The sequence below is a fragment of the Polaromonas sp. P2_G11 genome (assembly GCF_056403595.1).
On sequence record NZ_JBFUFE010000006.1, the window covers coordinates 289,749 to 312,270 of the forward strand.

29 protein-coding genes are annotated in these 22,522 nt (G+C 62.7%); 13 read left to right on the forward strand and 16 right to left on the reverse strand.

Features of this window, described 5'->3' with window-relative positions:
- Positions 1–90 precede the first annotated feature (90 nt).
- The 10 genes from AC1DWQ_RS21460 to ppk2 all read left to right on the forward strand — a co-directional run bounded on the left by AC1DWQ_RS21460 (position 91) and on the right by ppk2 (position 8,219).
- Complete coding sequence (locus tag AC1DWQ_RS21460; RefSeq protein ID WP_477671456.1) at positions 91–1,092, forward strand: LLM class flavin-dependent oxidoreductase; 1,002 nt, start codon at positions 91–93, stop codon at positions 1,090–1,092.
- A 58-nt stretch (positions 1,093–1,150) separates the two neighbouring features.
- Entirely contained in the window at positions 1,151–2,194 is a 1,044-nt protein-coding gene (locus tag AC1DWQ_RS21465; RefSeq protein WP_477671457.1) for a methionine synthase, read from the forward strand.
- 203 nt (positions 2,195–2,397) lie between these two features.
- Complete coding sequence (locus tag AC1DWQ_RS21470; protein ID WP_477671458.1) at positions 2,398–2,835, forward strand: cupin domain-containing protein; 438 nt, start codon at positions 2,398–2,400, stop codon at positions 2,833–2,835.
- 178 nt (positions 2,836–3,013) lie between these two features.
- Entirely contained in the window at positions 3,014–3,676 is a 663-nt protein-coding gene (locus tag AC1DWQ_RS21475) for a glycine zipper 2TM domain-containing protein (protein ID WP_477671459.1), read from the forward strand.
- Positions 3,677–3,983: 307 nt separating this feature from the next.
- A complete protein-coding gene (locus AC1DWQ_RS21480; RefSeq protein ID WP_092127063.1) occupies positions 3,984–4,265 on the forward strand; it encodes a DUF427 domain-containing protein in 282 nt (93 codons plus the stop codon).
- 155 nt (positions 4,266–4,420) lie between these two features.
- Positions 4,421–5,137 (forward strand): class II aldolase/adducin family protein, encoded by a 717-nt coding sequence (locus AC1DWQ_RS21485; protein ID WP_477671460.1) that lies wholly within the window; start codon positions 4,421–4,423, stop codon positions 5,135–5,137.
- Between the two features lie 36 nt (positions 5,138–5,173).
- Positions 5,174–6,148: a Bug family tripartite tricarboxylate transporter substrate binding protein gene (locus AC1DWQ_RS21490; protein ID WP_477671461.1), complete on the forward strand. Its 975-nt coding sequence runs from the start codon at positions 5,174–5,176 to the stop codon at positions 6,146–6,148.
- Between the two features lie 187 nt (positions 6,149–6,335).
- Complete coding sequence (locus tag AC1DWQ_RS21495; protein ID WP_477671462.1) at positions 6,336–6,773, forward strand: universal stress protein; 438 nt, start codon at positions 6,336–6,338, stop codon at positions 6,771–6,773.
- 42 nt (positions 6,774–6,815) lie between these two features.
- Positions 6,816–7,055 carry an HP1242/YdcH family protein gene (locus AC1DWQ_RS21500; RefSeq protein ID WP_457279214.1) on the forward strand — a complete coding sequence of 80 codons (240 nt, stop codon included), beginning with the start codon at positions 6,816–6,818 and terminating at the stop codon, positions 7,053–7,055.
- Between the two features lie 258 nt (positions 7,056–7,313).
- On the forward strand, positions 7,314–8,219 hold the full coding sequence (ppk2, locus tag AC1DWQ_RS21505; RefSeq protein WP_477671621.1) for a polyphosphate kinase 2: 906 nt from the start codon (positions 7,314–7,316) through the stop codon (positions 8,217–8,219).
- Positions 8,220–8,378: 159 nt separating this feature from the next.
- Here the strand turns inward: ppk2 and AC1DWQ_RS21510 are convergent, their stop codons facing one another.
- Complete coding sequence (locus AC1DWQ_RS21510; RefSeq protein ID WP_477671463.1) at positions 8,379–9,143, reverse strand: SDR family NAD(P)-dependent oxidoreductase; 765 nt, start codon at positions 9,141–9,143, stop codon at positions 8,379–8,381.
- A 40-nt stretch (positions 9,144–9,183) separates the two neighbouring features.
- Positions 9,184–9,891 carry a pseudouridine synthase gene (locus AC1DWQ_RS21515; protein WP_477671464.1) on the reverse strand — a complete coding sequence of 236 codons (708 nt, stop codon included), beginning with the start codon at positions 9,889–9,891 and terminating at the stop codon, positions 9,184–9,186.
- Positions 9,892–9,932: 41 nt separating this feature from the next.
- Here AC1DWQ_RS21515 and atpE point away from each other — a divergent pair, with 41 nt between their 5' ends.
- Complete coding sequence (atpE, locus tag AC1DWQ_RS21520) at positions 9,933–10,169, forward strand: F0F1 ATP synthase subunit C (protein ID WP_477671465.1); 237 nt, start codon at positions 9,933–9,935, stop codon at positions 10,167–10,169.
- On the opposite strand, the gene AC1DWQ_RS21525 is transcribed toward atpE, so the two are convergent.
- The 3 genes from AC1DWQ_RS21525 to AC1DWQ_RS21535 all read right to left on the reverse strand — a co-directional run bounded on the left by AC1DWQ_RS21525 (position 10,166) and on the right by AC1DWQ_RS21535 (position 12,021).
- On the reverse strand, positions 10,166–10,498 hold the full coding sequence (locus tag AC1DWQ_RS21525; RefSeq protein WP_477671466.1) for a VF530 family protein: 333 nt from the start codon (positions 10,496–10,498) through the stop codon (positions 10,166–10,168). The genes atpE and AC1DWQ_RS21525 overlap by 4 nt on opposite strands.
- Positions 10,499–10,505: 7 nt before the next feature.
- On the reverse strand, positions 10,506–10,649 hold the full coding sequence (locus tag AC1DWQ_RS21530) for a hypothetical protein (protein WP_164483755.1): 144 nt from the start codon (positions 10,647–10,649) through the stop codon (positions 10,506–10,508).
- Between the two features lie 61 nt (positions 10,650–10,710).
- Positions 10,711–12,021, reverse strand: coding sequence for an NAD(P)/FAD-dependent oxidoreductase (locus tag AC1DWQ_RS21535; protein WP_477671467.1), 1,311 nt, complete (start codon positions 12,019–12,021; stop codon positions 10,711–10,713).
- A 333-nt stretch (positions 12,022–12,354) separates the two neighbouring features.
- Between AC1DWQ_RS21535 and AC1DWQ_RS21540 the strand changes: the two genes are divergently transcribed.
- Entirely contained in the window at positions 12,355–13,599 is a 1,245-nt protein-coding gene (locus AC1DWQ_RS21540) for an MFS transporter (RefSeq protein ID WP_477671468.1), read from the forward strand.
- A 53-nt stretch (positions 13,600–13,652) separates the two neighbouring features.
- On the opposite strand, the gene AC1DWQ_RS21545 is transcribed toward AC1DWQ_RS21540, so the two are convergent.
- The 9 genes from AC1DWQ_RS21545 to AC1DWQ_RS21585 form a co-directional block, all read right to left on the reverse strand.
- Positions 13,653–13,946, reverse strand: coding sequence for a hypothetical protein (locus AC1DWQ_RS21545; RefSeq protein WP_477671469.1), 294 nt, complete (start codon positions 13,944–13,946; stop codon positions 13,653–13,655).
- A gap of 76 nt (positions 13,947–14,022) precedes the next feature.
- Positions 14,023–14,406 carry a hypothetical protein gene (locus AC1DWQ_RS21550; RefSeq protein ID WP_477671470.1) on the reverse strand — a complete coding sequence of 128 codons (384 nt, stop codon included), beginning with the start codon at positions 14,404–14,406 and terminating at the stop codon, positions 14,023–14,025.
- Between the two features lie 30 nt (positions 14,407–14,436).
- A complete protein-coding gene (locus tag AC1DWQ_RS21555) occupies positions 14,437–15,012 on the reverse strand; it encodes a DUF4166 domain-containing protein (protein WP_477671471.1) in 576 nt (191 codons plus the stop codon).
- Positions 15,013–15,206: 194 nt separating this feature from the next.
- Complete coding sequence (locus AC1DWQ_RS21560) at positions 15,207–16,493, reverse strand: c-type cytochrome (RefSeq protein ID WP_477671472.1); 1,287 nt, start codon at positions 16,491–16,493, stop codon at positions 15,207–15,209.
- The gene (locus AC1DWQ_RS21565) at positions 16,490–17,278 is read right to left on the reverse strand and encodes a c-type cytochrome (RefSeq protein ID WP_477671473.1); all 789 of its coding nucleotides are present in this window, start codon (positions 17,276–17,278) and stop codon (positions 16,490–16,492) included. Before AC1DWQ_RS21565 ends, AC1DWQ_RS21560 begins: the two co-directional genes overlap by 4 nt.
- Positions 17,279–17,443: 165 nt before the next feature.
- The gene (locus AC1DWQ_RS21570; protein WP_477671474.1) at positions 17,444–17,893 is read right to left on the reverse strand and encodes a hypothetical protein; all 450 of its coding nucleotides are present in this window, start codon (positions 17,891–17,893) and stop codon (positions 17,444–17,446) included.
- A gap of 149 nt (positions 17,894–18,042) precedes the next feature.
- Positions 18,043–18,795, reverse strand: coding sequence for an alpha/beta fold hydrolase (locus AC1DWQ_RS21575; protein ID WP_477671475.1), 753 nt, complete (start codon positions 18,793–18,795; stop codon positions 18,043–18,045).
- Position 18,796: 1 nt separating this feature from the next.
- The gene (locus AC1DWQ_RS21580) at positions 18,797–19,894 is read right to left on the reverse strand and encodes a M14 family zinc carboxypeptidase (RefSeq protein WP_477671476.1); all 1,098 of its coding nucleotides are present in this window, start codon (positions 19,892–19,894) and stop codon (positions 18,797–18,799) included.
- Positions 19,895–19,928: 34 nt separating this feature from the next.
- Positions 19,929–20,861, reverse strand: a complete 933-nt coding sequence (locus tag AC1DWQ_RS21585; protein WP_477671477.1) for a LysR family transcriptional regulator — start codon at positions 20,859–20,861, stop codon at positions 19,929–19,931.
- A 73-nt stretch (positions 20,862–20,934) separates the two neighbouring features.
- On the opposite strand from AC1DWQ_RS21585, the gene AC1DWQ_RS21590 reads away from it, so the two are divergent.
- Complete coding sequence (locus AC1DWQ_RS21590; protein ID WP_477671478.1) at positions 20,935–21,606, forward strand: N-acetyltransferase family protein; 672 nt, start codon at positions 20,935–20,937, stop codon at positions 21,604–21,606.
- Here the strand turns inward: AC1DWQ_RS21590 and AC1DWQ_RS21595 are convergent.
- On the reverse strand, positions 21,546–21,857 hold the full coding sequence (locus AC1DWQ_RS21595; protein WP_477671479.1) for a 2Fe-2S iron-sulfur cluster-binding protein: 312 nt from the start codon (positions 21,855–21,857) through the stop codon (positions 21,546–21,548). The genes AC1DWQ_RS21590 and AC1DWQ_RS21595 overlap by 61 nt on opposite strands.
- A gap of 42 nt (positions 21,858–21,899) precedes the next feature.
- Positions 21,900–22,496, reverse strand: coding sequence for an LURP-one-related family protein (locus tag AC1DWQ_RS21600; protein ID WP_457279198.1), 597 nt, complete (start codon positions 22,494–22,496; stop codon positions 21,900–21,902).
- Between the last annotated feature and the right edge of the window lie 26 nt (positions 22,497–22,522).

The following is a 22,522-nucleotide window of genomic DNA, read 5'->3' on the forward strand; positions in this document are numbered from 1 at the left end:
TCTGGACGGGAACGAACCCTCTATTGGAACAGAGCGCAGAAGGGTAACCCCGCCCGAGCGGGATTTAACGGGTCTGGCTATAGTTTCCCGATGATCAGTCTTTCAGTCCTAGACCAGTCCGTCGCCGTCACCGGCCGCACGGAAGACGCCTCCATCCGCGAAACCCTGCAACTGGCCCGCCACTGCGAAGCGCTGGGCTACAAACGCTTTTGGGTCAGCGAGCATCACAGCCACCCCAGCATCGTCGGCTCGGCCCCCGAAGTCTTGATGGCAGCCATCGCGGCCACCACCAGCCGCATCCGCGTGGGCAGCGCCGGTGTCATGCTGCCGCACTATGCGGCGCTCAAGGTGGCAGAGCAGTTTCGGGTACTCGAAGCCATCGCGCCGGGCCGCATCGACCTGGGCGTGGGCCGCGCGCCGGGCTCGGACATGCGTACGGCGCGTTTGCTGAGCAGCGACCCGCGTCAGTCGGCCGAGAACTTTCCCATCCAGGTGCGTGAGCTGCAGGCCTGGCTGGCTGGCGTTGACCTGCCCGAAGGCCATCCGGGCCGCGGCGTGACGGCCAACCCCATGGGGCCGACCACGCCGGAGATGTGGATGCTGGGCAGTTCTGACTACGGCGCGCAGCTGGCCGCGCACTATGGACTACCGTATGCGTTTGCTTACTTCATCACCGACGGGCAGGGCGCGGAGCAGGCATTGGACCTGTATCGGTCCACCTACCGGCCCAGCCCGCGCCACCCGACGCCGCAGGCGGTGCTCTGCGTCTGGGCGCTGGCGGCCGACACGGAGGCCGAGGCCTGGCATCACTTCTCGGGTCGCGAGCGCTGGAAGATAGACCGCAACCGCGGCGCGCTGGCGGCCCTGCCTTCGCCCGAAGAAGTGGCGCTGCGGCCGTATACGCCGGTCGAGCAGGCCGAGGCCGACAGGCTCAGGGCCAATGCGTTGGTCGGCAGCGGCCCGCAAGTTGCTGCCAAATTAAGGGCGTTGGCTCATACACTGGGGGTTGACGAGCTGGTCGTGATCACCTGGACACACGACCCCGTTGCCCGCAGGCGCTCCTATGAACTGCTGGCGCGGGAGTTTTTCTGAGTTTGAAACCGGCTACCCACAAAAAACACTGAACAAATATCGAGACAAGGACCACCCCATGCAAACGCCTCCTGCCACTCCGCTCTTTAGCGCCGCCATCGCCGGCAGCCTGCCCAAACCTGGCTGGCTGTCGGAAACCCAAAAACTCTGGCCTCAGTGGAAAAGTGAAGGCGAAGAACTCAGGCAGGCCAAGGCCGACGCCACGCTGCTGTGGATCAAGGTGCAGGAAGACGCGGGCCTGGACGTGATTGGTGACGGCGAGCAGTCGCGCCAGCACTTTGTGCACGGTTTTCTGGAGCAGGTTGACGGCATCGACTTCGAGCACAAGGTCAAGATGGGCATACGCGACAACCGCTACGACGCGATGGTGCCGCAGGTGGTGTCGCAGCTCAAGCTCAAGGGCCGGGTGCATGCTGCTGAAGCACGGCTGTTGCGCGCGCACACCACCAAAAAAATAAAATTCACCTTGCCGGGCCCGATGACGATTGTCGACACCGTGGCCGACCAGTTCTACGGCGACAAGGTCAAGATGGCGATGGCGTTTGCTGAGCTGCTGAACCAGGAAGCGCTGGCGCTGCAGGCCGACGGCGTCGACATCATCCAGTTCGACGAACCCGCGTTCAATGTCTACATGAAGGAAGCCGCCGACTGGGGCGTGAGGGCGCTTGAGCGCGCGGCGCAGGACCTGACCTGCACGACCGCCGTGCACATTTGCTACGGCTACGGCATCAAGGCCAACACCGACTGGAAGGAAACCCTGGGCGAGGAATGGCGGCAGTACGAAACCGTGTTTCCGGCGCTGGCCAAAAGCACCATCCGCCAGGTCAGCCTGGAGTGCTACCACTCCCACGTGCCGCCGCACCTGATGGCGCTGCTTGAGGGCAAGGACGTGATGGTCGGCGTGATCGACGTCGCCAGCGAGGAGATTGAAACGCCCGAGCAGGTGGCCGACACCATCGGCAAGGCGCTCAAATATGTGCCCAGAAACCGATTGATTCCCTGCACCAATTGCGGCCTGGCGCCCATGGACCGCGAAGTGGCCCTGAAGAAGTTGCAGGCGCTGGGTGCAGGTGCGGCGCTGGCGCGGGAACGCTACAAGTAAGGTTGCTCAGCGCGCGCGGCATTGCTGCGCAGTGCGGGAGGCCGTTGTGCTGGACTGAATGCACGGCGCTGGTGTACGCTGGCAGCATGAGCAATGACCCCACGCTTCCGCATCATCCTCACGACCACGATCATTCCCACGGTCCTGGACACGCGCATCCTCACGCGCAGGGAGAAGCCGACCCGCCATGGAAGCACGACGGCGTGCGCGTGATCGCCGGCAATCAGCTTGATGGCAATACCGCACAAACACCCGGCATGGACAGGCGCGCCGCCATCAACTTCGCCCGCGTCGGTGCCCAAAAGCTCTGGGCCGGCACGGTGACCATCCACGCCGACGCCAAGACCGGCGCCCATCATCATGGTCATCTGGAAAGTGTGATCTATGTCATCCGGGGCAAGGCTCGCATGCGTTGGGGCGAGCGTCTTGAATTCACCGCCGAGGCGGGTCCGGGCGACTTCATCTATGTGCCGCCTTATGTGCCGCACCAGGAAATCAACGCCAGCCCGACCGAGGTGCTGGAGTGCGTGCTGTGCCGCAGTGATGGCGAAGCGGTTGCCATCAACCTCGATATCGATCCTGTGGAGAAGCCAGACACGGTGCTGTGGGTGGACCCGACCCATCCCCATGGGGGCGTCTAAAAATACGTGTAAAGCCTGGGTGAAGGCTGTATGAGGGCGGTGTGAACACGTGCTGAAGTGCGCAAAAGCGCACACTTTCACCTGAACGCGGAAAGCTTTCCTTACGAATGTCACTTCGTCCTACAGGATGTATCCGTCAGTGTTGTTACAACCGGGGCTCACACACAGGAGTTCCATCATGGACACCAACAACCAAGTTAATCAACCCGCCGTTCAACCCCAGCCTGCCTCGCAGCCGGGCTTCTCGCAACGCCTGCAGCACAGCAAGGCGCTTGTCGCCATCGTTGCCGTGCTCGGCGTGACCGTCATGGCGCTGGCCGCCGCGCTGGTCGTCAACCGGTCCGACGCGCAGCCGGGTGGATCGGCTGCCGCCAATGAACCTGCGCAAACTTCCAAGCTGGCGGCGGACACGTCCAAACACACGCAGCCCGCCAAGCCGCACACCAGCCCGGTCGTGGTCGCGCAAGCCTCGCCGCGCGCCAATGTCTGCGCAAGCTGCGGCACCGTCGAAGCTGTGACCCCTGTTCAACGCCAGGGCAAAGTGAATGGTGTGGATGTGGGTAACACCACCATCGGACTTGGCACAGTGGCCGGCGGCGTTGTCGGCGGCCTTGTCGGTAACCAGATGGGCGGCGGCAATGGCAAAACCGCCATGACCGTGCTGGGTGTTGCCGGCGGTGCATTTGCCGGCAACCAGATCGAGAAAAACATGAAGAAGGTCACCGTGTACGAAGTGCGCGTTCGCATGGACGATGGCACCGTGCGCAACATGGAGCTTTCCAGCGCCGTGGCAGTGGGCTCGAAGGTGATTGTTGAAGGCAAGAATCTCCGTTTGGCCTAAAACATGACCCCCACGGTCGCTCACTTCGTGTAGCTTCCTGCCCCCCGAGGGGGCCGCCCGCCTGTGGCCCGGCAAAGCCGGTTCCACGGCTCATGCTGGCATGAAGAGGGTGGTTCAACAAAAGCGCTGGTGTCCGTCATCGGCGCTTTTTTTTGGCCCTCATCGTGTCCGCTACGGTTCATAAACCCCCGGGCCGGCCCAAGCCTGCGCTGAGGGGTAGCATGGAGCCCTGTTTCTTCCAATTTCCGATCAACTGATCAATATCTCATCGCAGCCTCAACATCAGCTTGAGCAGAAAGACATTCCCATGAAAGCCATCTGGAACGGCGCAGTGATTGCGCAAAGCGACGACACCGTGGTGGTGGAAGGCAACCACTATTTCCCTGAAAGCTCGCTCAACCGCGACTACGTGACCTTCAGCAACCACCACACCATGTGTTCTTGGAAAGGCCAGGCCAGCTATTACTCGTTGCTGGTCAACGGGGAAATGAACACCGATGCCGCCTGGTATTACCCCGATCCCAAACCCGAAGCCGACAACATCAAGGGTCACATTGCCTTCTGGAAGGGCGTGAAGATCGAGCCCTGACGCGCCAGCCTGGGGCGGCGGAAGACGGAAAACCGGATGAACGCCCGAAGAGAGCGGGTTTACCCTGAATCTTCAGCGTTTGCCTGGAAAATTCGCCATGTAATATGTGTGCTTATTAAAAACGACCGTAGGGCCGTTGCCAATAAGGAGACTCCATGACGCCTTCCGCGCCCGATCCAGCGCTGGTCGAAAAACTCGTGATGGCCAACCGCATCCTGTACGACCAGGGGGTGGTAGATGGCTTTGGCCATGTGAGCGTGCGCCACGACAAGTCGTCCGGGCATTTCCTGCTGTCCTGCAACCGTGCGCCCGGGCTGGTCAAAAAAGCCGACATCCTGACCTACGACCTCAATGGCGACCTGGTGGGTGAGTCCACGCTGCGTTCTTACCTGGAGCGCTTTATCCACGGCGAAATCTATCGCGCGCGGCCCGACGTGATGGCGGTGGTGCACAGCCATTCCCCTAGCGTGATTCCTTTCGGCGTGACCGGCCAGCGCCTGCGCCCCATCTTCCACATGAGCGGTTTTTTGGGCAGCGGCTCGACGCTGTATGAAATTCGCGAGTCCAACGGCAACACCGACCTGCTGATCCGCGACATGGGCCTGGGCAAAGACCTCGCCAGGGCACTGGGCCAGCACACCTGCGTGCTGATGCGCGGCCACGGTTCGACCGTAGTGGCGCCTTCGCTGGAGCGCGCGGTTTACCGGGCGGTCTATGCCGAAGAAAATGCCAGACTGCAGCTCACGGCATCGGCCCTGGGCCCCATCGAATTCCTGACGCCCGAAGAAGCGGACCTGGCCATGGCGACGAATGAGGGCCAGGTCATGCGGCCGTGGGAATTGTGGAGCCGCAGTATCGGCGCTATTGAATAAACAGCCCGTACAAACGAAAGAGGAAAGAGGCGAATCATGAAATTTCCAAAGCTCCTGGCCCTGGTCACCTTGATGTCACTGACCTGCATGACAGCAACGCAGGCGCTGGCGCAAGCCTATCCATCACGCCCCGTGCGCATCATTGTTCCTTATGGCACCGGCGGCGGCTCCGACATCCTGGCGCGCCAGATCGGCGCACGCCTGCAGACCCTGTGGGGGCAGGGCATAGCGGTCGACAACCGTGCGGGTGCCTCCGGCAATATCGGCACGGAAGCCGTGGTCAAGGCGCCGGCAGACGGCTACACGCTGCTGCTGCAAAACAGCACCATGGTGGTCAACCCGGCCGTGAACGGCAAGCTCAACTACGACCCCGAAAAAGACCTGACACCCATCATGCTGCTGGGCCTCACGCCGATCGCGCTGGTGTCTCATCAAAGCACCAACATCAAGACGATTCAGGAACTGGTCACCTATTCCAAAGCCAACCCGGCAGCGCTGAGCTACGGCTCCTGTGGCGTCGGCACACCGCAGCATTTCGTGATGGAACTGGTCAAGCAAAAGTCTGGTGTCAGTGCTACCAATGTCGGCTACAAGGGCTGTGCCCCTGCGCTGACCGACGTGGTGGGCGGCCAGGTGCAATTGGCCATCCTCAGCGCCAACCTTGCTGCGCCGCACATCAAGACCGGCAAGCTCAACGGCATTGGCGTGTCGACCGCTACGCGCTATGACCTGATGCCCCAGGTGCCGACCTTTGAAGAGCAGGGCCTGAAGCCGCTGGACTTTTCCATCTGGTATGCGCTGATGGGCCCGGCCAAAATGCCGCCCGAGGTGGTTGCCAAAATTTATGCGGACGTTCAAAAAGTATTGGCCGAAGCCGCCGTGAGGGAAAACCTTTCAGGAGCAGGCGTGGAGCCCCTGAGCGGCGACGGTGCCGCGCTTGCCAGGCTGATCAAGGTGGACCTGGCGCGTTATGCGCAACTGGCCAAATCGGCCAATATCAAACCTGAATGAATGCTGGGGGGTAGTGACGCCCGCGCAGCGCAGGCGCTGCGGTTTCGGCGCCTTGTCTGACGGCGGCCTGTCACCCAATACCCTATAACTGATGCATGGCGGGCCCGTAGCGGCCCTGCTCTGGCCGGCATTGACCCGCGAAGGGCGCCGGCCGCAGAATCCATTCCTGGCTCAAGGAGATTCCATCATGTACAAGCACATTCTGGTTCCTGTAGACGGCTCTTCCACCTCGCGCAAGGCGATCGGCAATGCACTGGCAGTGGCCCAGGCGTTCAAGAGCGAGGTGACCGTCGTTTACGTCATAGACCCCTATGCTTTTACCGGGGTGGGCGCCGACTTTGCCTATGGGCAGGCCGAATACCTGAGCGCTGCCACGGCCGAAGCCAATGAGGCCATCACCGCAGCCGAGCAAGCTTTCAAGGAGGCGGGTATCACCGCCACCGGATCGGTGGTGGAAGGCCATGCCATCTATCGCGGCATTCTGGACACCGCCGAGGCGATCAATGCCGACCTGATCGTGATGGGCTCGCATGGCCGCCGCGGGCTTGAAAAACTGGTACTGGGTAGCGTCACCGCCCAGGTGCTTTCCCATGCACACCTGCCTGTGCTGGTGGTGCGCGACTGAGCCGCCGTTTCCTGATGACGTGACACCAACAAAGGAGCTTTTATGGACCTTCTGAACCACGACATTGCACATGAATTTCCGGAATACCTGCAGAAGATGCGCAGCCTCAAGGTGTCTGACCCACACTTTGCCGAGCTCTTTGCGCGCTACGACGAGGATAACCACGCGATTGCAAAGTATGAGCAGGGCGTGGGTGTCATCACGGACGAGGCGCTGGAAGACCTGAAAAAGCGGCGGCTCAAGGTCAAGGACGAGATTTACCAGATTCTCAAGAAAAGCTGACCACGTCATGGGAATTCCTGATTTTTAAGGAAAACTGCCTTGAAACCCAATAGGAACTTGCGCAAGCAGCTATCAAAATGGAAGCAAAAAACGGGGTTTATATCGTTCCTGCCCTGCAGGGCGGCTTGAAAGTCCGGTGATATGGACAACGGTTTTCGGCCGTTTCATCAAACTGCCATGTGCCGTGGGTACGCTGGGGTGTTTGACCGATTTCCGGTTGTGCAGGAGAGAGCCTTGAGTTCAAGCGAAGAAGAATTGATGCGGCGGATCCGCAACGACCTGATCGACAGCTACGACGAAGAGCTGGAGATGGAGATTGAAGACCGCACCGTGGCCGAGCTTGTCGGGGAAGAGCAGCCTGCCCGCAGCCCCAGGGACGCGGCACAGGAAAAAGAAGACCGCCGCCAGTACTTCCGTGAGCTGTTCCGCCTGCAGGCCGAACTCGTGAAGCTGCAGGACTGGGTGGTCAGCACCGGCCACAAGGTGGTGATTTTGTTTGAAGGGCGCGACGCCGCCGGCAAGGGAGGCGTGATCAAACGCATCACCCAGCGGCTCAATCCGCGCGTCTGCCGTGTGGCGGCATTGCCGGCCCCGAACGACCGCGAGCGCACGCAGTGGTACTTCCAGCGTTATGTGTCCCATTTGCCGGCAGCCGGCGAGATCGTGCTGTTTGACCGCAGCTGGTACAACCGCGCCGGCGTGGAACGCGTCATGGGCTTTTGCACCGACGACCAGTACGAAGAATTTTTCCGTACCGTGCCGGAGTTTGAAAAGATGCTGGTGCGTTCGGGCATACAGCTCATCAAGTACTGGTTTTCCATTTCCGATGAAGAGCAGCACCTGCGCTTTCTCGGGCGCATCCACGACCCGCTCAAGCAATGGAAGCTCAGCCCCATGGATCTGGAGTCACGCCGCCGCTGGGAGGAGTACACCAAGGCCAAGGAGATCATGCTGGACCGCACCCACATCCCCGAGGCCCCATGGTGGGTGGTGCAGGCGGACGACAAGAAAAAAGCCCGCCTGAACTGCATCCACCACCTGCTGCAGCAGATGCCCTACCAGGAAACCCCGCACCCGCCCATCGTGCTGCCCGAACGGGTGCGCCATGAGGACTATGTGCGCGTTCCGGTCCCACAAAACATTGTGGTACCGGAAATCTACTAACACCCCCGTTCAGGCTCACTTCAGAAATAGACCCACCCCTGTCCAGGCTCACTGCGTGTAGCCTGTTCCCCCCTCGAGGGGGCGGCGCCTGCGGCCCGGCAAAGCCGGTTCCGCGGCACCTGCTGGGTTTAAGAGTTCTTTGGTAACCAGTGGGAGCGGTCAGTCCCTCACGTCAGCTACTGGATTGGCGCCGAAATCTGGCCGTGCCAGGAAAGCGAGGATTCGCGCAGCGGCATCTTCGGGCGATGTCAGTACGCCGCCCGTTTTCAAACCTACAAACGACTCACGATCCGGAAAGGCCTTGGGGTCGGCTGCGCGCAGCTGCTCCTGCATGCCTGTGTCGATCACGCCGGGTGCGAGTGAGCAGACTTTGGCGCCATGGGGCTTCAGGGCTTCTTCCAGTGCCAGGCAGCGGGTGAAATGGTCCATGCCGGCTTTGGCGGCGCAGTAAGCCGCTTGCGAAGCCATGGCGCGGCGCCCCAGGCCCGACGAAATATTGAGCACCTTGCGCGGCGCCTGCCAGCCGCCGGTGGCGCGCAGGAAGGCGGCGGTGATTTGCATGGGCGCTTCCAGTCCCACACGCAGCGCCCTTGCCAGGTCTGCTTCGCCAATCTGGTCCAGCGAGCCGATCTGCGGGATCACGCCTGCGTTGTTGATCAGCGTGACGCTGGTCCAGGGTGCCCTGGCATGTGAATCCTTGAGCCAGCTTTCCAGCTTCTCATTCAGTGAGCCGCTGTCCGCCAGGTCATGCGCCCATTGCAGCACCGTAGCGCCGACATGCTGCGCATGTTCTTCCAGCTCGGGCACGGCAGTGCGCGAAATGCCAAGCACCGTGTGGCCGGCGGTGAGCAGCTGGCGTGCCATGGAAAAGCCCATGCCGCGCGAGGCGCCTGTGATCAGGGTGAGGTGGGTGTTTTGTGTCATGGTTGCATGGTAGCGCCGGTACCATGGAACTGCTCGCGGTCTAAAAGTCGGGCTTGCTTTCAAATGCCATCGCCTGCCCGCTGGCCGGATGCGTGAGCTGCAGCGCTGCGGCGTGCAGCAACAGCCGGGGCGCGGCCGCCTGTACCGTTTCAGAGGCGTACAGCGCGTCGCCTAAAATCGGATGGCCCAGCGCTTTTAGATGCACGCGCAATTGATGCGACCGGCCGGTGACAGGTTCGAGTTCTACGCGCGTGGTGTTAGCCGCCGTATCATGCGCCAGCACGCGCCAGCGGGTCTGGCTGGGTTTGCCGCGTTCGGCATCGATGATGCGCAGCGGCCGGCGTGGCCAGTCCACGATGATGGGCAGGTCGATCAGGCCCCAGCCGTCCGGGGCATTCGGATCACTCGATGCGGGCAAGTGGCCGCTTACCACCGCCACGTAGCGCTTGCCAACCTCACGCGTTTCAAACGATCGGCTCAGCGCCCGCTGCATGGCCGCGCCGCGCGCCATCAGCATCAGGCCCGAGGTGGCCTGGTCCAGCCGGTGCACGATCAGGGCGTCTGGAAAGGCGGCCTGCACGCGGGCACTCAGGCAGTCCTGCTTGTCTTCGCCGCGTCCCGGCACTGAGAGCAGTCCTGAAGGCTTGTCCAGCACCAGCAGGAACTCATCGGCGTGTAGCAGCCTCACACCTGGAATGTCGATGACATTACCTGCGGGGTAATTGTTCTGCGGCGGCTCGGCCTTCATGATTCAGTCAACGAAAAGTTTTTAACCAAGGAGAAGACATCATGACTGACGCAGGTGCCATTGCCATTGCATGTGGATTGATCATCGGCCTGGGCGCCATTGGCGCCTGCCTGGGCATAGGGACGATGGGCGGGCGATTTCTGGAAGGTGCCGTGCGCCAGCCCGAATTGATGGAGCCGCTGCAGGTCAAGATGTTCCTGCTGGCCGGCCTGATCGATGCCAACTTCCTGATCGGTGTGGGCATCGCCATGATGCTCTTGTTCGCCAATCCCCTCTAGGGCTGGGGCTTGGCTTTAGGCGGCGGGAAGTTGTGAACCGGCGGGCTGCTGCGTTTGACTTCCCGCAGCATGAAGAGGTAAAGGCTTTCGACTTTCTCGCGCGCCCAGGGCGTCTTGCGCAAAAATTTCAGGCTGGACGCCACGCTGGGGTCGCTGGTAAAACAGCGGATGTTGATGCGCTGGCCCAGCTCTTCCCAGCCGTAGTGGTCAGACAGCGCAGTGACGATCGTTTCCAGCTTGACGCCATGCAGTGGATTGCCCGGCTGTGCTGGAGCGACAGCCAGGACATCTCCGGGCGGGTTTGCAGGCAAGTCGCCAGTGCCGACCATCAAAACCTTATTTGTTCTTCAGTTTGCCGCGCAGCGGAACCTGCGTCACGATGGTCGGGCGCACCGCGTCGGGAGACACCGTCTTGGGTGGCGAGGTGTCCTTCTTCGGCTTCTTGACCATCTTGTTGTTGTTTTGCTGTCCTTTTGCCATGGTTTTCTCCGTTGGGTTGAGTGAGGTTGATAAAAGAATCGCGAGAGGGATGCCGTGATTATCAATGCAACTTGATGCGGGGGCGATAGGTGCGGTCCAGCATTTCCGACAGCGTGATCAGTGCGGTTTTCTTGAAGCCGCCCAGCGCCAGCTGGTGCTGCTTGTGCAGGCCCCAGTACATGAACTTGGCCAGCTGGCCTTCAATGAAGAAGCTGCCCTTGGTGAGACTGCCCATCAGGCTGCCGACGGAAGAGTATTCCGACAGCGACACCAGCGAACCCTGGTCCTTGAAGACGAAGGGCGCTACCGGCTTGCCGGCGATCAGGTCGGAGAGTGAGCGTGTCAGGTACATGGCCTGCTGGTAGGCGGCCTGGGCTCGCGGTGGTACCCAGGTGCCGTCGGGTTGCTGGCATGCCGCACAGTCGCCAAAGGCATAGATGTTTGCGTCGCCCGTGCTTTGCAGGTTTCCGTTCACCACCAGCTGGTTGAGCCTGTTGGTTTCCAGCGGGTTGCCATCGCCCAGGGTCCGCAGAAAGTCGGAGGCTTTTACGCCGGCGGCCCACACCGTGATGCTCGATGAAATGACCTTGCCGCTGGCCATCTTCAGGCTGTCGGCCGTGACTTCCACCACTTTTTCATTGGTGTGCACTTCGATGGCCAGCTTGCGCAGCTCGCGCATGGCCGATTCGCTCAGTCGCTCGGGCAACTGGGCCAGCAGGCGCGGCGCGGCTTCGACGAGAATGATCTGCAGGTCTTTTTCGGGGTGGATGTGGTCAAAGCCGTAGTTGGCCAGCACCCGCGCTGCGGCGTGCAGCTCGGCGGCCAGCTCCACCCCGGTGGCGCCGCCGCCCACGATCGCCACCGTCAGACGACCGCTGCCGGCCACGCGCGGCACGGTTTGCGCGCGAATGCAGGCGTTGATGAGGCGGTCGTTAAAGCGCTTGGCGGCCTGCGGGCTGTCGAGCTTGATGGTGTGTTCGGCCGCACCGGGCGTGCCGAAGTCGTTGGTCTGGCTGCCCACGGCAATCACCAGCGTGTCGTAGGCCAGTTGCTGGGCCGGTGTGATCTCGCGGCCGGCTTCGTCATGGCTGGCGGCCAGCTGCAGGGTTTTGTTCTGGCGGTCCACGCCGGTCAGGCTGCCCAGACGGAACTTGAAGTGGTTCCAGCGGGCCTGCGCGAGGTATTCAATTTCTTCGGCGTGGGTGTCAAAACTGCCGGCGGCCAGCTGGTGCAGCAGCGGTTTCCAGACGTGGGTGCGGGCGGCGTCGACCAGGGTGACCTCGGCCAGGCCCTTTTTGCCCAGGCGTTTGCCCAGTTGCGTGGCCAGCGCCAGCCCTCCGGCGCCTCCGCCCACTATGACGATGCGGTGCATAACTTCTTCCTCCTGGTGCCAGGGTGGCCCTGTTATGTCGCCATGTTAACTGCCTGTTTCGCCTAAAACGGTCTCCCACTTAAAGCCAATGGCCTAATTTTCAGGCCAGCAGGCGGGCTTATCGGGCTTGTTTTCCGGTTTGGGTAAAAATGGTCCCGCTCCGGGGAGAGCCCTCATGCCTGTGGATGAGTCAATGCACTAATTCTGGATTTAGCTATACAGGACGTGCGCAAGCAGCTATTAAATCAATAGCATTGCAACCGCCGAAGCGTCCCCTCAAGAGTAGCCCCGTGCCACACCTGGCGGGTACGGCGCTGTTAAGCTTCGGGCCGCATGCCGACACACTCATTCAAGGAACTCACCCGCCAGCGCGCCTACATGCGCATGTGGTTCGCCCGGATTTTTGCCACCACAGGCAACCAGATGCTGATGGTCGCCGTGGGCTGGCAGATGTACGAACTGACCGGTAACGCCTGGGACCTCGGGCTGGTGGGGCTGTACCAGTTTGTTCCGGCCTTGCTGCTGACGCTGGTGGCCGGACACGTCGCCGACCGATTTCACCGTGGGCGCATCATCGCGGCCTGCCTGGTCACGCAGGCCACGGTGGCGATGATCCTGGTGGCGGCCACACAGGGCTGGCAAATTGGGGGAATGCACCACAGCTGGGCTTCGCGCGAGTTGTTGCTGGCAGTGTCGGTCATGCTGGGCGTGGCCCGCGCCTTCCAGATGCCCGCGCAGCAATCGCTTACCCCGGTGCTGGTGCCGCCCGCCATGCTGCCGCGCGCCATGGCTTTCAGCTCGGCCGGCATGCAGGCAGCAGTCATAGGCGGGCCAGCGCTGGGTGGCGTGATTTTTGTGGCCGGCGCCACGGCGGTGTATGCCACCTGCGCCTTCCTCTTTGCCACCGGCTGCGTGCTGATCGCGGTGCTGCGCTATGACCACGCGCCGCCGCCGCGCGAGCCGGTGACGCTGCGCACGCTGCTGGCCGGCGTGGAGTTTGTATGGCAGCGCAAGGCCCTGCTGGGCGCCGCGTCGCTGGATCTTTTTGCCGTGCTGCTGGGCGGCGCCACGGCCTTGCTGCCCATGTTCGCCAAAGACATCCTGCACGTCGGGCCCTGGGGCCTGGGCCTGCTGCGCGGTGCCCCTGCGGTCGGCGCTTTGCTGACGTCCGCGGTGCTGACCCGCTGGCCGCTGGAGCGACGCGTCGGGCCGACCATGCTGTCGGCCGTAGCCCTTTATGGCGTGTGCATGGTGGTGTTTGGCCTGTCGACCAGCTTTGTGCTGTCACTGCTGGTGCTGGCCGTCTCGGGCGGCGCCGATATGGTCAGCGTGGTGGTGCGCCAGACACTGGTGCAGATCGAAACGCCGAATGAAATGCGCGGCCGCGTCAGCGCGGTCAACTCCGTGTTCATCGGCGCGTCCAACCAGCTTGGAGAGTTTGAATCAGGCGCCACTGCAGCGCTGCTGGGGCCGGTCGGGTCGGTTGTGGCGGGTGGGGTGGGGACGCTGCTGGTGGCTGCGGCGTGGTTCAGGCTCTTCCCGTCGTTGTCGCGGCGGGACAAGATGGTTAACCGTTAGCGTCCGCGCTTTCAAAACCGGGATCGTGAGATTTCGATGAATGAGTCAACGCATCACTTGAGTGAAGCCTCCACCAGCGCTGCCCATGATTCAAAAGAATCGGCTGGCCAGTTGTTGTCGACCTTGAGCCTTTCGACTAAGAAGGGCCGCGGCCTGCCACCGTACCAGTTCACCCAGACGCAAGTGCCATTGCCTGGAATTTGTGCAAGTGGAACGTCGAATTCTTTCACGAAGAATTCCGTGCCGGCCGGAAATTCGGACAGCTTGGGAATGCGCGGTTTCGGGGTGCGCTTTGGGATGTAGACGCAGGCGAATGCAACAAGTGACAGTGCAATCACGATCAACATTTCGAGTGGCATATATGGGGCCTAAGGATTGAGATGAACTCGACCTGACTTGTCGAGGTGAACTCTTGATGGAAGCTTAGCCGCCACGCATTTCACGCAGCACCTGGCGGGCAAGATACCCGAAGGAGGCACCGGTCCCAGGCACGCCGACTGTTGGCGGAAACGACGGAGTAGCGTTCCTGAACTCTTCGACACCGAGTAACGCTCCATTGGCGCGCGAGAGCATGGCTTCGAATTCCCAGAACTCCGACGTATCGGTCAGCCAGACGCCTGCCATCAGGTTCCCTTCCTGTTCGGGGATTTCATGGAGCTGTACCAATAGGCCGGACGCAGGCTTAAGCCCGTGCGAAAGAAGAACCGTATGAAGCCAAGCCTGCAATGAGGATTGGAGTGCAGCCGCGTGCTCGATCTGAGCCTTGACGGCGGCATTCTGCTGTTGAACATTGCGTTGGAGTGCCATGGTGCCTGATGGTTGCTGCTGATGGACGTGTTATCCATGCCTGGCTTTTGTCGGGTCACGGGGAAATTCAGGCGCCAGGTACCCGCTATAGGAGAGCACTGTACCGAGCAATGGGAGGCCGACTTCTACTTTGAACTGATACTGACCGTTGTCGATGCACTTCGATGCGGCCGTGCGAGGCAGGAGCCAAAGAGGGAAGGGAACGCCCGCTAGCCGGCCCCCGATGGGCCGCCAGACCCAGCCGCCATTGACAATGGAAACACCCAGCTTGAGGCGAAGCAGGCCCGATGACTCGACCCAGTAACCCGATGGATAACGACCTGTCGGCGTGAAGGTTGAGGCAAACGTGGAGGTTTTATTGAAGGTACGGTTCCAGTGAAGCTCGGTGTCAGTGCTGAAAATGGAAACGCTCATCGATGCAGTCCCGTCGCAAGGCGGGACACCAAGTTTTTGCGCAAGCCGCCGGCCTGCCCAACCTGCAAGGCCGGTGCCCAGGCGAACCTCGACTGTGCCAGAGAGCATGCCTCCAGACCGATGAAGTTCCTGGAGCAACGGGTGCAGTTGTGCGAAGGCCTCACCAAACCAGGTTTCAACGACTGCTGACATGCGCTCTTTCGGTTGCGGTGCAGTTCCGCCATGAACCGGATCAACAGAAGGGGGGGGCTGCACACTGCAGGTGATTTTAGGTGTGTAGCTGGCAGGCCGCTGTCCTCCAGATGAAGGGCGCTGGCGGCTCGGGTCCTGTTGTCTTCAAAGGACGACCATTGCGCCCCGCTTCGCAACGAAGCGCAGTGATCCGTCTACCGCCCCGTATTCGCCCGTATCCGGTTCACTTCCACCGGCGTGATTTCACTCGCCCTATTGCCCCATGACTGTCGGACATGCGTCAGCACCAGCGCCATGTCGGCGTCGTTCAGCACCAGCACGAAGGGCGGCATGCCAAAGGGGCGAGGGTTGCCGGCGGTGGCCGGGGCGTAGCCGCCATTCAGCACGATCTGCACCAGGTTCACGGCCTGGCTCATGGTCACGGCGCGGTTGCCTGCCAGCGCCGGGTAGGCATTGGCGATGCCTTCGCCCTTGGCACCGTGGCACTGGGCGCAGTGCTGTTCATAGAGTTTGGCGGCGCGTTCCACCGACTCGCCCTGCGTCTTGATGGTGGCCGGCTCGGGGGGCGTGGTGTGCGAGGGCGGCAGCTCTTTGAGGAACTGCGCCATCGCGCCGAGGTCGGCATCGCTCAAATACTGCGTGCTGCGCTGGACGACTTCAGCCATGGGGCCGGTGACCGAGGCGCGTGGTGAAACGCCGTTTTTCAGAAGGCTCACGATGTGTTGCCTGTCCCAGTCGCTCACGCCCGCTTCATACGGCGAGGTCAATGAGGGCGCATACCAGTTCTGCATGGGGATCAGCCCGCCGGCCAGGTCCAGCCCCGCGTCGCTGGCGCCCAGCGCATTGCGTGCGGTGTGGCAGGCCGCACAATGACCCAGGCCCTTGACCAGGTAGGCGCCGCGATTCCAGTCGGCGCTGCGTGCGGTGTCCGGTTGGTACACACCGGGGCTGAAGTACAGGGCGCGCCACACCGCAAGCGCTGCCTGCGACTGGTAAGGAAAGCGCAGCGCATGGGATTGGTTGGGCTGCACCGCAGCGGGCATGCTACGCAGGTAGGCAAACAGCGCATCCGAGTCTTCGCGCGTGACCTGCGTGTAGCTGGTGTAGGGGAAGGCCGGGTAGAGCAGGCGGCCGTTTTTGGAGCGGCCGTTGTGCATGGCGCGCCAGAAATGGGCGGATGACCAGCTGCCGATGCCGGTTTTGTCGTCGGGCGTGAGGTTGGACGTGAACACTGTGCCAAACGGCGTAGCAATGCCGCGCCCGCCCGCATAGGCCTGGCCGCCTTGCACGGTGTGGCAGGTCTGGCAATTGCCGGCGCGCGCCAGGTAGGCGCCCCGGGCAATCAGGCTGTCGCTGGGGGCCGCGTTAGCCACAGGCGCCTTCACGTCGACTTCGTCGCGCACATTCAGGGCCCATACCAGCAAAACCGCGGCGGCTGCCAGGGTGGAAAGGCCCACCGCCCATTTGAGGAGGGTCTTCATTTTTGCGGTTTCCTGGTGGGCAAAGTCGGTACAGCGGGCATGTCTGCTGCGCTCCCGCAGGTGATGGCCACAGCGCCGGGTGCGAGCGCGGGCAGCGTGGTGGCTGGTTTGGTGCTTGCCGGCAGGGGCTGCGCCGCCACCCAGCTGGCGACGGCATTGATGTCTTCCAGGGTGAGTTTTTCCACTACATTTTTCATGCAGTCCGGCGCGTGCGCGCGGCGCTGGCCGGCCTTCCAGGCGCCCAGCTGTGCATTGAGGTAGTCACGCGGCAGCCCCAGCAGGCCTGGAATGGCAGGCGCCACGCCGGTCATGGCCTGGCCGTGGCACTGCACGCAGGCCGGCAGCCGGCGCGCGGCGTCGCCCTGCATGGCCAACTGCTGTCCATGGCGCATGGCCTCGGGTGATGCGGCAGCGGGCAGGGGTGCGGGATAGGGGACTTCGAGCTGGGAGAAGTATTGCGCGATCTCCATCAGGTAGGTGTCGCTGAGCGGTTCGATCAGCTGCGTCATGAGGCCGTAGTGGCGGCGCCCGTCGCGAAAGTTCAGCAGCTGGTTGTACAGGTAGCCCGCCGGTTTTCCCGCCAGGCGCGGGTAGTAGCCGTCGGGTGCAGCCCGGCCCTGCGGCCCGTGGCAGGCCGTGCAGGCCATGGTGCGCTGCGCGATGGTGTCTTCAAACGGCGGCGGGGCTGCCTGGGCGGCACCCGCCATGGCAAATGCAAGGCCGGCCCACAACAGCCGCGTGGCCAGCACACGCTTGCAAAAGCGTAGGAAAAATCTAGGGTTCATGGGGCCATCATGCCGCACATGGGCGGCCGGTGTCAGCATCAGTTGCGCTCCCAAAAAACATATCAGATGAAAAACGGTGAAATTGACGGGACGCTGGGCGCGGTGGACCCGTTGCAAAAGTCCCTGGCGGGGGCCGCACGGCTGACGGCAGCCGGGCTTGCCGCCCTACCTGCGGGGGTCTTGCAGCGCGCGGACACAGGCCAGAAAATGGTCCCAGCTGGTCTGCACTTCCTTCACACGCACGCCTTTGTCCAGCACTGCACCGCAGGCTGCTTCAGCGCGCCGCACCACCTTGGTCAATGCGCTGCCCGGCAAGGGGGGAATCTGCGCGCGCAGCGCGTCGGCTTTCGCCCGCATCTGCATGATGGCGTCCCTGGCCAGCGTCTTGTTGCCGGCGCAGGCAATCATGCCGATCATTTCCGCCATTTCACCAAACGCCGGATCCAGGTGCCAGGCCGCGGCCGTGCCGAGCGCCAGTACCCACAGGCGCTTGTTGCGTACAGAAGGTGCGTCTGCCGGCGCGCCCTGCAAGCTGGCGCCGGTAGCCTCCACGGCATCCTGGGCCGTCGGGCCGGGTGGCGTGGTGCCGGTCGCTGGGTGGGTGGGCTTGTTCATGGCGCTTTGTCTTGTATAGACAAGGCTGGATTTTGCCTGAGTGCTCCAGGACCCGGCAGCTGCCTGCGGCCAAGACCCGCTTTTCTTAGGGGAAAAGTGCCTGAAGCCGTTTATGGACGGGCGAAAGCAGCTATCAAAAATATAGCAAATTAACTGTTTAGCCAGTCTGCGATGTGCCGGCACACCCAGCCGGGATCGTCGTGCGGCAGGTCATGCCCGGCCCAAGGGTGTTCGTGGTGCGCGGCCTGCCAGGCTTTCGCCAGGCGAGAGGTGCAGCGCGGGTTCACCAGGTGGTCGGCCGCCGAAGACAGCAGCAGGGTGGGGCAGGTCGGCGGCGCGGTAATGCTGAAAGCCGCTGCGGCCCCCAGCTGGCGCCAGGCATTGGCGGCGCTGACGGGCGCATCCCGGCGGATACGGGTCCACGTGGCCAGGTCTTCATCGCGCGACGCGGTGTTGTTGCAGGTCAGCCGGTGGATGATGCGTTCGGCGCTGTCTGTATCGCCCCAGCGCAAAGCCAGCAAGGCCAGCGGCAGCCAGTTGGCCGGGCGCAGGCGTTCGGTCACCCGGCCGTGGGGACGCATGCTGGTGTTGACCAGCACCAGCCGCGAGACTTCGCCCGGGTACTGCAGCGCCCAGTCGGCCGCCACCATCGCGCCCAGTGACATCGCCACCAGCCGATAGGGAGGCTGCAGGCCGCTGGCCAATAGCTGTGCCCGTGCAAAGTCTGTCATGCCGCGCACCGAGCGCGGTGAGGTGCCGCGGTGAAAGACGCCGTTGCCCGGAAGGTCAAGCGCCACAGTCTGGCTTGCTTCGGCGGCAGGCAATGTTGCGGCAAGCTGCGGTGCAAAGCCGCCCCAGTGCCGCGCTTCGCGGGTCAGGCCCCTGAGCAACACCCAGGTCATGTCACAACACCCTGCGCGGGCGCCAGTGCGCTGCGGCAAGCCGTGCGAGCTGCACGCGCTGGTCGCCCGAAGGCAGCCAGCGCGGTGCGGAGAATGCGGCGCGTGTCAGGAAATCCAGCAGGTCTGCATGGCGGCGCAGTACACGCCGTGTGCGGTGGGCCTTGATGGGGTTGAAAATTCCATGGCGCGAAAACAGCTGGCGCGGGTTCTTGCGTATCCATAACCACGAGCCCAGCTCCAGCGTCATCGGCAAAAAGATGTTCTCCGCCGGGGCGCGATCATAGGCATGGTCCCAAAGGTCGCCGTGCAGCAGGTACTGGTTGCTTTGCGGCTCAAAGCTGTAGGCGTGGTGCGGGTGCGATTGCTCCAGCATGGTCCGCAGTGCAAACATCTCCGGCAGGTGCGGCATCAGCCGGCGCGTCCTGGCGTACGGAAACCACAGGCTGTCCTCAAAGCCGTAGCCCGAATGGCAGTCCAGTGCCAGGCTGAAGGGCCGGCTGGCCAGTTGTTCCCGCACCACTTGCAATACGGCCGCGCTTTCCACTTCCATCGGCATGCCCGGCCTTCCGCAGTACCAGGGAAGCTGGGGGCTCACGGTTTGCCCGCCGGCCAGGAAAGGCACACGGGCGTCGGCCTTGTGGGGGGCGTTGCGCATCAGGTCCACGCCCTGGGGGTTGGCGCGCTTGTGCGCCCACATGCCGCCGGGATTCACGATGGGCATGAACACCAGCCGGATCTTTTCGAGTTGCCGGTGCAGCAGATCGTCCCACTCCAGGCGAAACAGCAACGCCCGCATGTAATGCAAAACCAGCTGCGTGCCGATGCGTTCCAGTCCATGGATGCCGCCGAAGAAGCCCACCGCGGGCGCCGCCGGATCGCGGGAGCCGATGCCCGCCACATACAGGGGAAAAGACGGGCCGGCAGTATGCGCTTCGGCCGCAACGGCCACATCAAAGTGCGCGCTGCCCGCCAGCAAGATCATCTTGAGCTCTTCCATCTCTGCAAAGCTGGCCGCCGCATCCCGCGCCGGCGTGAGGCTGTAAGGGCTGTGAAGGCTGCGCGGGCTGTCGGCAGCGCTATTCAGTGGCGGAGGGAGCATCCGCCCATCCTTGCACAGTTGTTTGACAGGCGTGCTACAGCTTGTTGTTTTGCAGTGAAGACCGGGAACCTGGCTGGCGCGGCTCGGCGCCCGCCCGCTGTGAAATGGCAGCAATCACCTGGTGCAGGGCCTTGTTCACCGGTTTGTCGTTGCGAATGATCAGGGCCAGCGTCCTTTGCAGCCGTGGGTACAACGGGTGGACCACGAGTTCGGCATGCTGCCCTGGGCCGGTGACCGCCATTGCGGGCAGGATGCTGCAGCCCAGGCCCGCTGCCACCATTTCCTTGATGGCTTCGACGCTGCCCAGTTCCATGATGGGTTTGGGGGCGTGGCCCGCATCCTGAAACCACTGGTCGATGATCACGCGGGTGTTGGCCGCCGGCTCGAACAGCACCAGCTCGCGCTTTGCCAGGACGGCCGGGGTGATCCTGGCGGGCATGGCGGCGTCACGCTTGGGTGCGATGGCCACAAACTCGTCGTTGAACAACGGTGTCACCGCCAGCGCGCGCCGTTTGACGGGCAGCGTGACCAGCGCCAGGTCCAGCATGTTGCCTTCCACCGCCTTGACGAAGTCGGCCGTGTTGCCCGTGCTGACCACCACGCTCAGATTGGGAAACCGCAGCCTCAATGAGCGCAGGATTTGCGGCAGGAAATAAAGGCAGGCTGTGGCGCCAATGCCCAGTGTGATGCGGCCAGCCACATTCGAGGAGTGGGAAGCCATGGCGGCCATGACGCCGTCTACGGCGGTGTTGACATGCTGGATTTCTTCCATCAGGTCAAGCCCTGCGGGTGTGGGCGTTGCGCGGCGCGCCACGCGTTCAATCAGGCGCACGCCCAGCTTCTGCTCCAGCTGCCTGATTTGCAGGCTGACGGCGGGCTGTGAAAGGCCCAGCCTTTCGGCCGCACCGGAAAAGCTCCCGGTTTCAACGATGAGGGCGTAGGTGCGCAGGTGGTCCAGGTTGAGCATGCAAAGAAATTCTAATCAATCTGATAAGTTTTGACATATTTACTTATGCATGCCGTTGCGCAACCATAGCGGCATGCACCTCACACCCATACCCCATGCCACGCGCCCCGGCCCTTCCTCCGGAACTTGCGATTCCCTGGTGATCGGTCCCTGTGCCGAAAGCCATATGGAGGCAATCCAGGCGATATACGCGCACTACGTGGCCACCAACCTGGCGACGTTTGAGCTGGAGCCGCCCAGCGTCGCGCAGATGTTGTCGCGCCGCGCCGACATCCTGCAGGGCGGCTACCCCTACCTGGTGGCGCACCGCAACGCAGAGGTGGTGGGGTACGCCTATGGCAGTGCCTATCGTTCGCGGCCGGCCTATCGCCATACGGTGGAAGACTCGATTTACGTCGCGCCAGGCATGCGCCAGGCCGGCATTGGCAGCGCCTTGCTGCGTGAGCTGATCCGCCAGTGCGAGCAACGCGGTTTCCGGCAAATGGTGGGCGTGGTCGGCAACAGCGCCAACACGGGCTCGCTCAGGGTGCACGAGGCGCTGGGTTTTACCCGTGTCGGCACGCTGGGCTGTGTCGGCTACAAGTTCGGCCAGTGGGTGGACACGGTGCTGATGCAGCGCGCGCTCGGCGACGGCGCCGCGTCGCCCGGGGCTTTGCCCGTGGGTCTACGGCAGATACCGGCAGTTCAGTCCCCCGGCTCGATCACCACATCCGACAGTGGGTACGCGACACAGGGCAGGATGTAGCCCGCCTGCTTTTCCTCGGCGCTCAGGCCCGGCCATTCGATGCGGTAAGCCACCTGCCCGCTGGCCATCCGGCGGATGCAGGTGCGGCAGGTGCCGTTTCTGCACGAACTGTCCATCGCCACGCCGGCCTGGAGTGCTGATTGCAGGATCGGCAGGGACGGCGAGGCGCTGAAATGCACCCCTTCCGGGTTCAGCTGGACGCTGAACAGAACCGCATTCGCCGGATCGCCAGGGTGGGCCGGGTCGTCCATCGCTGCTTCGGGTACGGGTAGCTGCCTGCGCCGGCGTCTGCGTTAACCGCGCAGGCGTTCCAGCAGCAGCACGGTCATCAGGGACAGCAACAACTGCTGCTCTTCGCGTTCATTGACGGGGGCCATCCGCTCGGCGGTGAACCGGCCCTCAAACAGGGCGGGCTGCTTGGTGAGCTCGGCCACCAGGGTGCCGTCGGGTCTCGTCACCTGGTAGGCGGGATGGAACAGGTAGCCCGAAAACATACCGATCACCGGAATCTGGCTGAATAGGCCGTCAAGAAAACGCGTCATCACGCTTTTCTCGTTGATGCTGAAGTGGGTGACGCCGTTGTCCTGCACGTCAAAACCGGCTCTCCACATGGAGCGCATGCCGCGACGCTTGATGCCGCCCAGCGCCGCGCCCTGGGTATCGGTGAAGTGATAAAGCGCTGAAAAATCGATAATCCGGTCCGCCTTGATCTGGTAGAGCTGCCGGTCCTGTTTTTCATCGGTGAAAACCGTGATGGCTTCCTTGAGCTTGAAGAGTTTTTGTTTGACATACGCCACCGGCTGGCTATGCGCGTCCTTGACCAGAAATTGCGGTGCAAAGGCGATGAGTTTGAAGGACATTTGCAGGGGAAACTGAATACCTTGGGCCATGATGTGCAAGCGCTTGTAAGTGTTAG